9 protein-coding genes are annotated in these 14,280 nt (G+C 66.9%); all 9 read right to left on the bottom strand.

The features are described 5' to 3' along the window. Nucleotides 1-68 precede the first annotated feature (68 nt). The gene (locus ACIQ51_RS01715; RefSeq protein ID WP_396203270.1) at nt 69-2,267 is read right to left on the bottom strand and encodes a prolyl oligopeptidase family serine peptidase; all 2,199 of its coding nucleotides are present in this window, start codon (nt 2,265-2,267) and stop codon (nt 69-71) included. Next, nucleotides 2,264-3,676 (bottom strand): Glu/Leu/Phe/Val dehydrogenase, encoded by a 1,413-nt coding sequence (locus ACIQ51_RS01710; RefSeq protein WP_396203269.1) that lies wholly within the window; start codon nt 3,674-3,676, stop codon nt 2,264-2,266. The genes ACIQ51_RS01715 and ACIQ51_RS01710 overlap by 4 nt, the downstream gene beginning before the upstream one ends. 137 nt (nt 3,677-3,813) lie before the next feature. Continuing rightward, complete coding sequence (locus ACIQ51_RS01705; protein WP_396203268.1) at nt 3,814-4,866, bottom strand: patatin-like phospholipase family protein; 1,053 nt, start codon at nt 4,864-4,866, stop codon at nt 3,814-3,816. 37 nt (nt 4,867-4,903) lie between these two features. Next, a complete protein-coding gene (locus ACIQ51_RS01700) occupies nt 4,904-5,869 on the bottom strand; it encodes a protochlorophyllide reductase (RefSeq protein WP_396203267.1) in 966 nt (321 codons plus the stop codon). 111 nt (nt 5,870-5,980) lie between these two features. Next, nucleotides 5,981-7,612 (bottom strand): alpha-D-glucose phosphate-specific phosphoglucomutase, encoded by a 1,632-nt coding sequence (locus ACIQ51_RS01695; protein WP_396203266.1) that lies wholly within the window; start codon nt 7,610-7,612, stop codon nt 5,981-5,983. 71 nt (nt 7,613-7,683) lie between these two features. Beyond that, nucleotides 7,684-9,960: a molybdopterin cofactor-binding domain-containing protein gene (locus tag ACIQ51_RS01690; RefSeq protein WP_396203265.1), complete on the bottom strand. Its 2,277-nt coding sequence runs from the start codon at nt 9,958-9,960 to the stop codon at nt 7,684-7,686. Nucleotides 9,961-9,962: 2 nt separating this feature from the next. Then, nucleotides 9,963-10,481: a (2Fe-2S)-binding protein gene (locus ACIQ51_RS01685; RefSeq protein WP_396203264.1), complete on the bottom strand. Its 519-nt coding sequence runs from the start codon at nt 10,479-10,481 to the stop codon at nt 9,963-9,965. A gap of 91 nt (nt 10,482-10,572) precedes the next feature. Further along, nucleotides 10,573-12,378, bottom strand: coding sequence for a gamma-glutamyltransferase family protein (locus ACIQ51_RS01680; RefSeq protein WP_396203294.1), 1,806 nt, complete (start codon nt 12,376-12,378; stop codon nt 10,573-10,575). Between the two features lie 182 nt (nt 12,379-12,560). Next, complete coding sequence (locus tag ACIQ51_RS01675) at nt 12,561-14,279, bottom strand: LVIVD repeat-containing protein (RefSeq protein ID WP_396203263.1); 1,719 nt, start codon at nt 14,277-14,279, stop codon at nt 12,561-12,563. Nucleotide 14,280: the final 1 nt, after the last annotated feature.

The following is a 14,280-nucleotide window of genomic DNA, read 5'->3' as shown; positions in this document are numbered from 1 at the left end:
ATGACGACCCGACAACATGACCACGCTCGCTGGTCCGCTCACGGAAACGGCGATGCGCGAGCAGGTGGTCAGGGTCCGCCGCGCAGATGGCGCTCGAAGTGCTGCACCAGCTTACCCAAGAGGTATCGGGCGTGCTGCGGCCGTGAGGTCCAACCGTGCGTTGCCGAGGGTGCGATCACGAGATCGAAATCCTTCCCCTCGCGCATGAGTGCTTCGGCGAGGTCGGCGGTGGTCTTGAAGGGCACCACGTCGTCCATCAGCCCGTGAATCAGCATGAGGTGATCACGCAGCCCGCCCGCGTACTGCAGCGCCCCACGCGTGAATGCCTCCGGGTGCGACTGCGGACGGCGCGTGATGGCGACGTCGTCGCTGCCGTAGAAGCGCGGGTCGGTCGCCGAGGCGCCCGCCACGCCGGCCTTGAACAGACCGGGACGCTTTAGCAACGCATACACCGTGATGAGTCCACCGTAGGACGACCCGAAGATTCCGGTGCGCGACGTATCGGCCCAGGACTGACCGCCAAGCCACCGCTTGGTGGCCTCGAGGTCGTCGAGGTCCCGCCCGCCCCACTCAAAGAGAAACGCTTCGCGGAAGGCACGGCCGTAGCCGGTGCTGCCGCGCACGTCCACCTGCACCACGGCATAGCCACGCCGAACGAGCAGTTGCTGCAGCAGCGCGTAGGTACCACCCCAGCGGTTGCGGACCGTGTTGGAGTACACGGGACCGAAGATTACCGGTACCCGCGCGCCACGCGTCGCGGCCTCGGGGAGCCACACCTTCGCGTGCAGTGAGTCGGCACCCGCCACACCCCCCGCGCCCGCGAGGCGTACGTACTGCGGGCGCATGAGCGCCGCACTGCGCAGCGACGGTCCGCCCGGGGTGGTGACGACCTGCTCGGCGCCCCCCTGCATCGGCACCATGACCAGATGCGGCGGCGTCACGTCGTCGCTCACGAGACTGGCCACAGTTCGTGCGTCGGGCGATACGAACACCCGGTGCGTGCCGGCCGTCCGCGTGACCTGCTGCGCGCGTCCATCGCGCCCCATGCGCCAGAGTTGCCGCTCGGCCACCACCGGTGCCGACGACAGCCACGCCACGCCACCGTTGGGCAGTGCGATCGCCTCCCCCTGCACGTCGCTTGTTGCTGGCGTCAGCGCGACCGGCGTGGTGTCGGTGAGTGACACCGCATACACGCGATAGCGATCGTCGCGGTCGGTGGTGAGCAGCAGCGAGCGACCATCGTGCGACCACGCGGAGCCATGCTCCGTGTAGATGCGCGTGTCGCGGCGGTCCTGATAGACCAGTCGCGGTGTCCCGCCCCGCTCCACCACGTGCACCCAACGGCGCGTGGCATCGTCGGCTTCGCGATCCACCATCAGGACACCCTGCGGCGACCACGCGAAGTTGAGGATCTGCACCGCCGTCGGATCGTCGAAGGGCAGCGCGGTGAGCGCGCCGCTCTCCGCGTCGACCAGCGCAACCTGTCGTGACTCGTTGGGATCGCCCGGGTACGAGCGCCGCAGCATGTTGAGCTGCGTGTCCTTGCCGAGGTAGTACGGAAACGCCACGGTGCGCACGGCGCGGCGATCGACGAGATGAACCGCGAGGGAGCGACCGTCCGGCGACCAGGCGAACGACGGCGCCGCGGTGCCCCATGTGCCCGACCCGATCTCCCGATCGAGACGCGCATAGGTGCCAAGCGGCACCGACGCGATGGACGGTACGCTCACCATCGTGAGTTGCCGCGGCACTGTCGCGCTACCGGCGAGCGACACGATCCACACGTCGCCGTTGCGCAGATAGGCTGCGCGATCTCCGGTGGGAGCCAGCGCGAGTTCCTGCGCGTCGGCACCCACGACGGCAATCGTGTCGATCACGGGCACCGCGGACGCCGTGGTGGGGAGGCCAACCTGCACCAGCGCATCCCCGCGGAGCAGGTACAGTGCACGGCTATCGGAACGCCACGCGATCTCCCGCACCGCCTGCGTGCGCGCCCCGCCAAGCGACCATGCTCGACGCGTGCGCGTGTCGGCGCTCACCAGCCACAGGTCCCGTGAGCCGCCACCCCCGGTGCTGTCCCACGCGAAGGCCAGGGTGCGACTGTCGGGCGACCAGGTCAGCGCGGAGGGCGTGCTTCCGGTGATGGCCCCATTCTGCGCCACCGCGTCGAGGGTGAGCGCCGGTGACGCCGACTGGGCCGTGGCCACCGGGGCTGCCACCGACGTCGCGGCAACCAGCCCCACCAGCACCAGCCCCGAATGCCTCACGGGAAGATCCCCATGTCCACGTACGACTGTGCCACCTTGTTGATCGCGTTGACCATGGAGGCCGTGCGCAACGTGACCGTCTTGTCCCCGATGCCCCGATGCACCTCGGCCAGCTGGCGGTACGCCACGATCATCGACTCGGCGAGCCCCGACGCCACCAGATCTTCTTCATCGGCGCCCTCGGTCAGCGACAGCGCTTCGGCGTCGGTGAACGACTGCCCCGTCTTGCTTTCGATCGCACGCAGTAGCTTGCGCAGCGTCTCCTCCTCGTGGCGCTTCTGCATACGACCGAAACGCACGTGCGAGAGATTCTTCAGCCACTCGAAGTACGAGACAATCACGCCGCCGGCATTGAGCCAGACGTCGGGCAGCACGAGCACGCCGCGCTCGGCGAAGATCGCTTCCGCCTCGGGCGTGGTGGGACCATTGGCAGCCTCGGCGATGATCTTCGCCTGAATGCGCGGCGCGTTGGCGGCGGTGAGCTGATGCTCGAGGGCGGCGGGGACGAGGATATCGCAGGGCAGTTCGAGCGCCGAGATCGCGTCGGGGATGTCGGTCGCGCCGGGAAAACCCAGCAGCGTGCCGCGCTCCTTCCGCCATGCGTCGAGGGCTACGATGTCGAGCCCCTTGTCGCTGGCCACGGCGCCATTGTACTCGGCGATGGCCACAATGACTGCGCCAGCTTCGTGCAGGAAGCGCGCGGCCCAATAGCCCACGTTGCCAAGGCCCTGCACGATCACGCGCTTGCCCTCGAGACCGCGCGTCAGACCGAGCTGCTTCATGGCCTCGCCGTCGTCGCACGCTTCGCGCAGCCCGTAGAACACGCCGCGCCCGGTGGCCTCGGTCCGGCCGCGAATGCCACCCTGGGCGAGCGGCTTGGCGGTCACGCAGGCGATCGCATCGAGCTCCCCGTTGGCGAGCGACGCGTACGTATCGGCGATCCACGCCATCTCCTTGGAGGAGGTGCCGTAGTCGGGGGCGGGCACGTCGATGCCGGGGCCGATGAAGCGCTTGCGTACCAGCTCGAAGGTGTAGCGGCGCGTGATGCGCTCGAGTTCCGCTTCGGAGTACTGACGGCGATCGATCTTCACGCCGCCTTTGGCACCACCGAAGGGGACGTCCACGATGGCGCACTTGTACGTCATGAGTGCGGCGAGCGCCTGTACTTCATCGGCACTCACATTGGGCGCGTACCGGATGCCGCCCTTGGTGGGCGACTTGTGCTGCGAGTGCTCGGCGCGCCATCCCTGAATGACTTCGATGGAGCCGTTGTCGCGACGAATGGGGAAGCTCACCATGTAGACCGCGTTGCAGGCGCGGATCTGCTCGAGGAGCGTACGGTCGTGTTTCGTGTGAGCGGCGGCGCGATCGAACGCGGCGTTCACCTGGGCCAGGAAGCTCGTGGACACGGGGAGGGAGCAGGAGGTTGGAGGTGGCTCGCCTGATGGCCTGCCTGGCAGGAGGGAGCCGGTGGATCCGTGCTACGTTGAGGAGAAAGCTAGACAGGGGAACCGCGCAACGGGGAGCCGTGTCGCCGTACCCTGCGCTACCACGGGCGTACGTGGTCCGCGAGTCGGCCGGTTTCGATCAATTCGTGCAACTCCTCGCCCAGCACGTTGGAGAGGTGATTGACGCGGTCCCAGCGGGCAAAGCGTTCGCGGTCGGAAAGGGTGTAGAAGTCCCGACGGTCGGGGATCTTTCCACCGGGCAGGCGAGCGATGAAGTCTGCGCTGGGGGCTATCAGCAGCGTCCGCGAGAAGTTGCGGGCGCCGGCACGCCGCCACGGGAGGGACTTGTCGAACCATCCAGGGACGATCTGATCGAAGAAGTGCGGAAAGAGCACCAGGCCGTCGCCTTCGCCATAGTCGAGATCGAGGTGATAGTCGGTCACGCCACCATCCCAATGCACCCCCGGCGTGTCGGGAATGCGGACCCCTTCGAGCAGCAGCGGGATGGAGCCGCTCGCGAGCAGGGCGGCGCGCACGTTGTGAGCGGTGAGGGGGCGATGTACGGTGGGGAGATCGCGGAGGTGCAGAAAGGGCGAATCGTTCCCGCAGGCGTGGAAGAGCGTGCGACGGAGCTGCAGGGCGAGCGTGCGGCGGGAGACGAGATTGGCCGCGGCGGCGAAGGCCATGGCCGTGGCCAGGACGAATCGCTGGTCGCTCGCCGCTGGACCGCGTGCTTCGGCGGTAATGATGTGCACGCGGACGGTAGGATGCTGCACGATCTCCTGTGCCCCAGTGGGCCCCAAGAGGTGGTCGAGGCAGCGTGAGAGTACCGCCGTCACTTCGCTGGGGCCCGGGTGCCTGCTGTACACCTGGTGCCGGATATACGCCTCGTGCCCGCGCGCCAGCGCGGCAAGGGGATCGCGCTGCGCGAGGCAGGCCATGCGCCAGCTACCGATCGAGCTGCCAATGACGTGCAGCGGTCGCGTCGGCTGCAAGAAGGTGCCGAAGAGGTAGCGGTCGAGCCCGGCAATGCCGAGCCACTTGGCGCCGCCCGAGGCGCCGGGGATGATGTCCACGTCGTCGGCCCGCAGGCCACGTTCGCGCAGGATGGCGAGGGCGTGGGGGCCGGCGCGCAGGGTCAGGGAGCGCATGCCGCAAACTACGGCGGGGGGCAAGCGGGCTACGGGTTCAGCCCAGCCCCACACACCGAGCCGTCATGCCCCACAGCCGCTCGCCCAGCTGCTGACTCTGCGCCTTCGCGGTCAGCTGCTGCGCGAAGGCCTCGCGCCCTGCCTTCTGGCGGTTGCCCCAACTCCAGTGCACTCCGCTGCGCTCACCGAACTGGGAATCGGCGACGACCTGCGCGAGGCGATCGCCGGCGAGTGCCTGGGTGACATACCCCTTGGTGATGTGCTTCTGGAACCAGGGGAAGATCACCTGGAAGGCGCGCGGCGTGTGGCGGAAGAGGGGCGTGTCGGCCACGCATCCCGGGTACAGGGTGTTGAACACAATCCCCGTCTGCTCGTGAAAGCGACGATGCAGTTCACGGCCCGTGATCATGTTGCACAGCTTGCTGTCCTTGTACGCCTTACCGGGCTTGAACGCCTTGCCGTTGAGCATCCCGATCGGTGCCTTGAAGCCCGCCTCGAGCCCCTCGAGGTTGCCCAGATCAGCCGGGGCAGGAATGGGGATTTTTCCGCCGAACTCCTCGTAGTTGGCCGTGACGGTACCGAGGATGATGAGCCGGCGCGACGCGTGTGTGCTGCGCTCGAGGTCGGGGAGGAGCAGGTTGGCGAGCAGGAAGTGACCGAAGTGGTTGGTCGCCACGCTGATCTCGTACCCCTCGGGCGAGCGCATGGGTTCGGTGAGGCGGGGCAGGTACACGGCCGCGTTGCACACCAGCGCGTCCAGCGATCGGCCACTGGCGCGGAACGCCTCCACGAAGGCATGTACGCTCGCCTGGGAGCCCAGATCGATATGCAAGATCGTTCGCCGGTCCGGCGCGATGCCAAGGCGCTCAGCGGCGGCCTGCGCCTTCGCCATATCACGGCACGCCATGATCACGTGCCAGCCCCGATTCGCCAGCGCGAGCGCGCCGTACAGGCCGACGCCCGACGAGGCGCCGGTGATGATGCAGGTAGGCGTAACGGACATACGGTGCCTGAACGGGCTGACGTGGAACGGCCGAACAAAGGGGACTGACGCGCTCGTCAATCGCGACCGGAATATCGGTGAGGCCGGTTGGACCCGCCAGAGCGGCCCGCGTCAGGTCATGACCGTTGGTGCCGTGCGCCCCGTCCGCTCGACGATCTCCGCGACCGAGAGTGCCGTTGCCACCAGGTCACGCAAGGCATCGGCCGTCTCCATATCGAGCCGCTCGGGCGCTGTCTCACGACGCTCGATGTACAGGCGGATTGTCGCGCCCTCTGTCCCTGTCCCCGACAGCCGGTACACGATGCGCGCGCCGTCCTCGAAGAGAATGCGGATCCCCTGCCGCGTGCTCGTGCTGCCATCGATCGGATCCGTGTACACGAAGTCGTCGGCCGCGCGCACCGTGCGCCCGCCGAGTGCCCGCTGCGGCAGCGCATCGAGCTGCGCGCGCAGATGCGCCATGACCCCGTTCGCCACCTCGGTAGGCACCGCGTCGTAGTCGTAGCGCGTGTAGTAGTTGCGCCCGAAGCGCCCCCAGTGCGCGCGCACGATCTCCTCCACGCTTTGCCTGCGCACCGCGATCACGTTGAGCCAGAAGAGCACCGCCCAGAGGCCGTCCTTCTCTCGCACGTGGTTGCTCCCCGTGCCGAAGCTTTCTTCACCACACAGCGTGATGCGGCCTGCATCGAGCAGGTTACCGAAGAACTTCCAACCCGTCGGCGTTTCGAAGCAGGGGATGCCGAGCGTCGAGGCCACCGCATCGACCGCAGCGCTGGTGGGCATGCTGCGCGCCACGCCCACGAGGCCGTTACGGTATCCCGGCACCAGCGTGGCATTCGCCGCCAGCACCGCGAGGCTGTCACTCGGCGTCACGAAGAAACGGCGGCCGAGGATCATGTTACGGTCCCCGTCACCATCGCTCGCCGCGCCGAAATCGAGCGCATCGGGGCCGAACATCTCCTCCACCAACTCCTGCGCGTAGGTGAGGTTGGGATCCGGGTGTCCGCCGCCAAAGTCCGGGAGTGGCACAGCATTGATCACCGTGCCAGATGCTGCGCCAAGTCGACGCTCGAGGATTTCCACGGCGTACGGGCCCGTGATGGCATGCATGCTGTCCATGCGCAGGCGGAAGCCGTTCGCGAACAGCGCGCGGATCGCGTCGAAGTCGAAGAGCGAGGCCATGAGATCGGCATACGCCGATACCGGATCCACCACATCGAGTGTGAGGTGTCCGACTTGCTGACGCCCGATCAGGTCGAGCGTGTACGGCGGCAGATCGGTGATGCGGTACGACGCGAGCGCTGCCGCGCGCGCCGCCACGGCATTCGTGAACGACTCCGGCGCGGGTCCCCCGTTGGCGGCGTTGTACTTGACGCCGAAGTCACCCTCTGGCCCGCCGGGGTTGTGGCTCGCCGACAGAATGATGCCGCCCGCTGCGCCCCGCCGGATGAGGTGCGAGGCCGCAGGGGTGGAGAGCAGGCCGCCCCGTCCCACCACCACGTGCGTGATGCCGTTGGCAGCGGCCATGCGCACGATCGTGTGGGTCGCCTCGCGATTGAAGAAGCGCCCGTCGCCTCCCACCACCAACGTGCTCCCCGCCGGCAGCGCTGCCTCATCGAGCAGCGCCTGCACGAAGTTTTCGAGGTAGTGCGGTTGCTGGAACACCGACGTGCGCTTGCGGAGCCCCGACGTGCCCGGTGTCTGGTCGGAGAACGGTCGGGTCGCGATGACGTGCGTGGGGAACACGGCGAAGACGGCGGAGGAAAAGACAGAGGGGAGCGATCGCTCGCTCCCCTTCAGTCTATCATCAGATCAGGTCAGGTCCACTTGAGGTCGACTTTGCTGAGCGGCAACTGCCGCACCCGCTTGCCCATGGCCTGGTGGATCGCACCCATCAGGGCCGGGATGAGCGGCGGCATGGCCGGCTCGCCAATGCCCGTAGGGGCGAAGGTGGTCTTCTTCCAGTGCACCTCCACGACCGGCGGCGCCTGCTTGATGCGCAGCAGCGGGAAGTTGGCCGCCGAGCCGGCGGCCGTGGTGGCTGGCGAGAAGTTCCCCTGATCCGCCTTGCCCGCGGTGAAGGTGATTTCCTGCCCGTATGCCTGCGCCATCGCATCGAGGACCGCGCCCTGCACCTGCTGCTCGGCATGGTTCGGGTTGATGATCTCGCTGCCCACGTCACCCACCGCCCACACCTTGTCCACCTTCACCTCACCCGCCTTGCTCACCGTGGCCTGGACGACCTCGGCGAAGTAGCCGCGGTGGCTGAAGTAGAACGCCACACCCATGCCGGTCCCCTTGGGGAGTTTCGTCTTCCCCCACCCCGACACGTCGCGCACCATTTCGAGGATCCCGATCACCCGTTGGGCGTCCATCTGCCCCGCCTGCTGCTGCGGCGTGAGCGGCTGGGCCGGCGGGATCTCCTGCTTGAGCATGTCGATGCGGAACTGGATCGGATCCTTGCCAGCGGCTTCGGCGCACTCGTCGATGAAGCCCTGGAAGGCGAACGACAGCGCATTGGAGCGCGGGGCGCGCAAGGCGCCGGTCGGAACGCCCAGCGGCATCACCGAGACGTCCATGCGCAGATTCGGCACGAAACGCGCCGGGTACTCGCCGGGACCGATGTCCGCGCTCGACGCGAAGCGCTCGCCCTGACCGAAGGTGGCGAAGTGATTGCGGAAGGCCACGAGCTTGCCGTTGGCGTCTACGCCGCCGGTGAACTTGTGGAAGCCCCCCGGACGATACTGATCGTGCTGCATGTCGTCTTCGCGCGTCCAGATCAGCTTCACCGGCACCTTCGCTTCGCGCGCGATCCACGCCACTTCGGCGAGCGGTTCGTTGTACAGACGGCGACCAAAGCCACCGCCCGCGCGCATCATGTGCATCACCACCTGCTCGTCCTTGAGACCGAGTGTGCTCGCCACAAGGGTTCGTCCGCCCTGCGGTGTCTGGGACGTGGTCCACATTTCGCAGGTGCCATCGGCGTTCATGCGCGCCGTGCAGTTTTGCGGCTCCAGCGTGGCGTGGTTGATGAACGGATAGCTGTACTCCGCCTCGACCACCTTCACGGCCTTCTTGACGGCGTTGTCGAAATCACCGTCGGTGCGAATGGTGCGATGCGGCGCCGCTGCGAAGAACTCCTTGGCCTTGGCCGCGAACCCGGCGCTCGACTGCTGTGACGTGGGATGATCGGCCCACTCCACGACGAGCTTCTTGCGCGCCTGCTGCACCATCCACCAGTTCGTGCCCACGATCGCCACACCGGCCTTGAGACCGGCGAGGTTGTCGGTGCCCTCCACCACGAAGGCGTGCGTGACGCCGGGCTCCTTGCGGATCGCATCGAGGTTGGCGCTCTTCACCTTCGCCGCGTACACCGGCGCCTTCGCGAACGTGGCGTAGTGCATGCCCGGCACCGTCACATCGAGGCCGAAGATCGGCTTGCCGGTGAGGATCTCCTTCACGTTCACGGTCTTTGTGCGCTTGCCGATGATCGTGAACTGCTTGGGGTCCTTGAGTGGCACGGCGTCGAGCGCCGGCGGCGCAATCGTGGCCGCCGTTGCCGCCAGCTTGCCGTAGGTGGCCGACCTGCCGCTCGCGGCGTGGCTCACCACACCCTTGGCGGTGGTCAGCTCGGCGACGGGGACGTTCCACTCCTTCGCCGCGGCCGCGAGGATCATCTGGCGCCCCGCGGCACCCACGCGGCGCTGCGGAATCCAGTTGGTGGGCGTGGCGGTGGAACCGCCGGCCACCTGCGCCGGATACTTCGTGGGATCGAAGTCGGCCTGCTCCACGCGCACGTTCGCCCAATCCACGTCGAGCTCCTCAGCGATCAGCATGGGGAGCATCGTCTTGATGCCCTGACCGATCTCAGGGTTCTTCGCGGTGATGGTGACGATGTTGTCGGCCGTGATGCGAATGAAGGCGCTGAGCGCCGGGTCGGCCAGCGGCGCCGCAGCGCCCAGGTGCTCGAGCGCGGCCAGCGGCTCCGCGTAGCTGGCGAGCAGGATGCCACCGCCGGCGAGTGCCGTGACCTTGAGGAAATCACGACGGCTAGTGGACACGCCGTTGTTGTCGGGCTTGAGGGAGGCGCTCATGGTCAGTCCTCCTCGTTGCGCTTTGTGGACTTGGCCGCGCCGCTCGCACCCATCGCCGCGCCCCCCGCCTTGATCTCGGCCGCGCGGTGTACGGCCGCACGGATGCGGATGTAGGTCGCGCAGCGGCAGAGATTCGTATTGAGCGCCGTGTCGATATCGGCGTCGGTGGGCTTGGGCGTCTTGGCCAGCAGCGAGGCCGCGGCCATCATCTGACCCGCCTGACAGTAGCCACACTGCGGCACGTCGAGCTCCTCCCATGCCTGCTGCACCGCATGCGCACCAGCAGGGTTGAGCCCCTCGATGGTGGTGATCTCGGCGCCGGCGGCACGCGAGACGGGCAGGGTGCAGGTACGCTGCGCCACCCCGTTCACGTGCACCGTGCACGCGCCGCAGCGATTGGCGCCGCAGCCGAACTTGGTGCCCTTGAGATCGAGTTCATCGCGCAGCACCCAGAGCAGGGGCATATCGGGCGGTACGTCGACCGAGCGCGTAGCGCCGTTGACCTTGAGCGTGATCGGCATGGGACCGGGAGGTCGGAGGAAGGAGGGAGAAGCGGGGAAATTTCGCTCTCGGCGATGGGGGAGTCCAGCACCGGGGACGTTTGACGGTCGCCTACCAGGCGATGCCGTGGTCTTCCCCGTGATTCGACGATCCGCCCCACATCGTGCGGTGCTTTCGGTCGAACCAGATTGCGTTGATGGGGCCGGAGGTGCGCTCGAGGGGGCGAAGGGTGTAGCCCATGCCGCGCAGTGCCGAGCGGTAGGCCTCTGGCATGCTGGTGGCGATCTCCATCAGCCCTGGCTGTATCTCGTGAAACCCGAACGAATTGCGCAGCTGATATGAGTTGATATTGGGCGCCTCGACCGCCTGCTGCACCGTCATGCCGAACTCCACCACGTTCAGGAAGAACTGGAGGAGGTTCTGGTCCTGCGTGTCGCCACCCTGCACGGCAAACGCCAGAAACGGGGCGCCGTCCTTGAGGGCAAGCGTGGGGGTGAGCGTTACGCGCGGACGCTTGCCGGGCTCGATCACGTTGAACGGGCCGTCCTCGGGCCGTGTGACGAAGCTCTGCCCACGCTGGCTGAGCCCGATACCGGTGCGGCCGGCGATGACGGCCGGCACCCACCCGCCGCTCGGCGTGATCGACACCACCCAGCCGGCGCTGTCGGCCGCTTCGATACTGGTGGTGCCCCCGTGGAAGCTCTCACGCAGCTGCGCGGTGAACGGATTGTCGAGTGTCGTGTCCGGGCGCACCACGCGATCCTGCTGGCCGCTCTGCTTCGACGTGTCCTTCGGCAGGAAGGTCCTGTTGTCCCACAGCGCCAGCAGATTGGCGAACGGATTCGCACCACCCTGATAGGGATACGGATCGCCCGGCTTGATCGCCGGATCGTTTTTCGTCCAGTCGATGCTGTTGTAGCGCGCCTTCGCGTACTCCTTGCTGAGGAGTCCCTTCATCGGCTCTTCCGGTGCGAAGGCCGGGTCGCCGTAGTAGAAGTCACGGTCAGCAAAGGCCATGCTCATCGCCTGATATAGCGTGTGCACATACTTCGGCGAGTTGTACTCCATCGCCTTGAGGTCGGCGTGCTCAAGGATGTTGAGCGCCTGCAGCATCGCTGGCCCCTGCTGCCACTGCTGTAGCTTGCACACGTCGATGCCCTTGTAACTGGTGCACGTGGGCTCCTCGATCTTCACCTTCCAGTTGGCCAAGTCGGCCAGGGTGAACAGGCCGCCGTCCTCGCGCATGCCGCGCACGAGTTCCTGCGCGATGTCCCCCTTGTAGAAGCGGTCGTAGGCGGCCATGATCGCCTGCCTGCGCGTCTTGCCTGCCCGCAGGGCGCGCTGCTCGGCGTCTACGAGCTTGCGGAAGGTGGCGGCGAGATCCTTCTGCACGAAGATCTCACCGGGCTCCGGCGCCTCGCGTCCATTGATCGGACTACCCGCGTGCGGCAGCATGACCGCCGGCGAAGACGTCCACTTCTTGATCCATGCCTTCTGACGTTCGATGGTGTTGGCCAGCTGCGCCTCGATCGCGAAGCCGTCCGCCATCTGAATGGCTGGTGCGAGCACCTCCTTGAGCGAGAGCGTACCGTACTCCGCCAGCATGACCATCAGGCCACCGGGCGTACCGGGAGTAATCGCCGCAAGCGGGCCGAATTCCGGCGGGTGATCGTAGCCCTTGCTGCGATAGAACTCGGCCGTGGCGCCCGTTGGGGCCACACCGAGGGCGTTGATGCCGATCACCTTCTTGAGCTTCGGGTGATAGATCAGCGCCTGTGTTTCACCGCCGCAGTGAAGCGTGTCCCACATGGTGCAGGTGGCGGCCAGCATGGCCGCGGCTGCATCCACAGCGTTGCCGCCCTTCTGGAACATCATGGCGCCGGCTGTTGCGCCAAGCGGCTTGCCCGTGATCGCCATCCAGTGGCGGCCGTGCAGTGCCGGCTTCTGGGTAGGTGAGCGGCGCGGGTCCACCGCGCCGATGGGTTGACCGGCGGCCGCTCGCTGTGCCACGGCAGCCGAGGGGGCGAGGGCCGAGGCCGTGAGGAGCGCCGCGAGGAAAGGACGAAGCGAGGGAAGCGTCATGATTGTCGGCCGGCCCGTTACTTGGCCAATTGGTGAAGCACGTCGATGAGCAAGGACACCTTGGCCTTGTCGCTCGAGCGAGAGGCGTCGCTGGCGAGCTGGGAGGTCTGCAGGGTGAGTGCCTGCCGACGCGCCGCGGGTGCTGCCTTCTCGGCCGCATTGAGGGCGCGGTTCACCGCCGCGATCCGCGCCGCCGACAATCCACCGCTTCGCTGCAGCTGATCCACGTAGGCACGCGCTACCGGGAACGCGGCCGGCCACGTGATCTTCGTCTGCAGCTGCGGGTTCACCTCGTCGTACTTCACCAACTTTGCCGCGTCGATCTCGTTCTGCGTGAGGAACGCGCTTGGCTGCAGCGTGAAGATGTCGAGGCCGCGGCCGATCTCCGATCCGATGATGTGGCCATTGTACCAGTAGGTGCTCCAATAGCCGGCGAGGGTGAGCGATTCGGCGATTGGGCCGCGGTCGAAGAAGGCGATCTCCACCGGCTTGGCCGGGTTGGTGAAATCGAAGACCGAGAGACCGCCCTGATACCAGGCCTGCGCCATAATGTCGCGACCGGGCACCGGAATGAGCGAACCGTTGTGCGCCACACAATTCTCATTGGCGCCCTGGGCCGCCGGGATCTTGAAATACCCGGCAGGCGTCAGCTGGCGATCCTTCCCGAGGGTAAAGAGCGCATTCGCGCCCCAGGTGGGCTTGTCGCTGGCGCGGCACCGTGGCGCGACGCCGCCCCCCCATTCGTCCGTGAACAGGACCGACGTGCCGGCGTTGTTGAACGTGGCCGAGTGCCAATAGGCGAAGTTGGGATCGATCACTTCATCGAGGCGCTTCGGGTTGGCCGGGTTGCTGATATCGAGCAGGATGCCGTTGCCCGAGCAGGCGCCCGCTGCGAGGCCGATCTCCGGATACGCGGTGATATCATGGCACTGATCGGTCGTGCCGGTCGTCTGTGTACCCTCACCGTGGCTGCCACCCTTCCACAAGCCGGCGATGTTGCCCAGCGCATCGGCGAAGATGCGCGGCATGCTCACGATCGCCGCATTCTGTGGCGCGGCGAGGGGCACCTTGATCACCTCGATGCGGAAGAGCGCCGAGGCGGTGTCAGCGGCCGATCGCACGCAGCCGGTGAGCTCGCTGGGAGAGCGCACCGGGCCCGTACCTTGTACGTACACGTACACGTTGGCCTTGTCGTTCTTGTCGGTTACCAGCGTATGCGTATGCGAGCCGCGGCAGGTCTGTACCGTGGCGACTTGCTTCGGATGATCGATGTCGCTGATGTCGAAGATGCGCACGCCGCGGAATCGCTCGGCACTGACCGTATCACGCGGCGCCTGTGTGCCGCAGTCGATTCGGCCGGCAAAGTCTTCGACCGACATGAAGAGCAGATTGCCGTGGATCGAGAGGTCACCCTGTCCACCCTGACAGACGAACGCCTTGCGCAGCTTTGGGGCGCTCGGGTTGCTGATGTCCCACGCCTGCCAGCCGTGCCAGCCGCCCTGAAAGACGAGGTTCTTCTGGAAGGCGAGGTCGGAGTTGGCGTAGTCGAAATTGCCGAGGTTCTTCGGGTCGAACCAGCCGTCCTGCTTGGGGGTGTGTGACACCATCTGCAGGTGCTTGATCGCCTCGCCGGCGTCGCGGAAGCCGGTCTTGAGGCCCACGCGCGGATCCTGCTGCGCGTGGAGCACACCGGCCGCGATGGCCAGCGTGCACAGGGCCGCTGCAGTGCGGCGCATG

The sequence above is a fragment of the Gemmatimonas sp. genome (assembly GCF_044344655.1).
Taxonomy (GTDB): Bacteria; Gemmatimonadota; Gemmatimonadetes; order Gemmatimonadales; family Gemmatimonadaceae; genus Gemmatimonas.
Note: the sequence above shows the minus strand (reverse complement) of the source record. Positions and strands in the feature narration are given on the sequence as shown.

Bases quoted from the DNA above. Each gene is read 5' to 3' on its own strand.
- ACIQ51_RS01675 (WP_396203263.1), bottom strand. From the start codon at position 14,279: ATGCGCCGCACTGCAGCGGCCCTGTGCACGCTGGCCATCGCGGCCGGT.
- ACIQ51_RS01705 (WP_396203268.1), bottom strand. From the start codon at position 4,866: ATGCGCTCCCTGACCCTGCGCGCCGGCCCCCACGCCCTCGCCATCCTG.
- ACIQ51_RS01700 (WP_396203267.1), bottom strand. From the start codon at position 5,869: ATGTCCGTTACGCCTACCTGCATCATCACCGGCGCCTCGTCGGGCGTC.
- ACIQ51_RS01685 (WP_396203264.1), bottom strand. From the start codon at position 10,481: ATGCCGATCACGCTCAAGGTCAACGGCGCTACGCGCTCGGTCGACGTA.
- ACIQ51_RS01690 (WP_396203265.1), bottom strand. From the start codon at position 9,960: ATGAGCGCCTCCCTCAAGCCCGACAACAACGGCGTGTCCACTAGCCGT.
- ACIQ51_RS01680 (WP_396203294.1), bottom strand. From the start codon at position 12,378: ATGGCGATCACGGGCAAGCCGCTTGGCGCAACAGCCGGCGCCATGATG.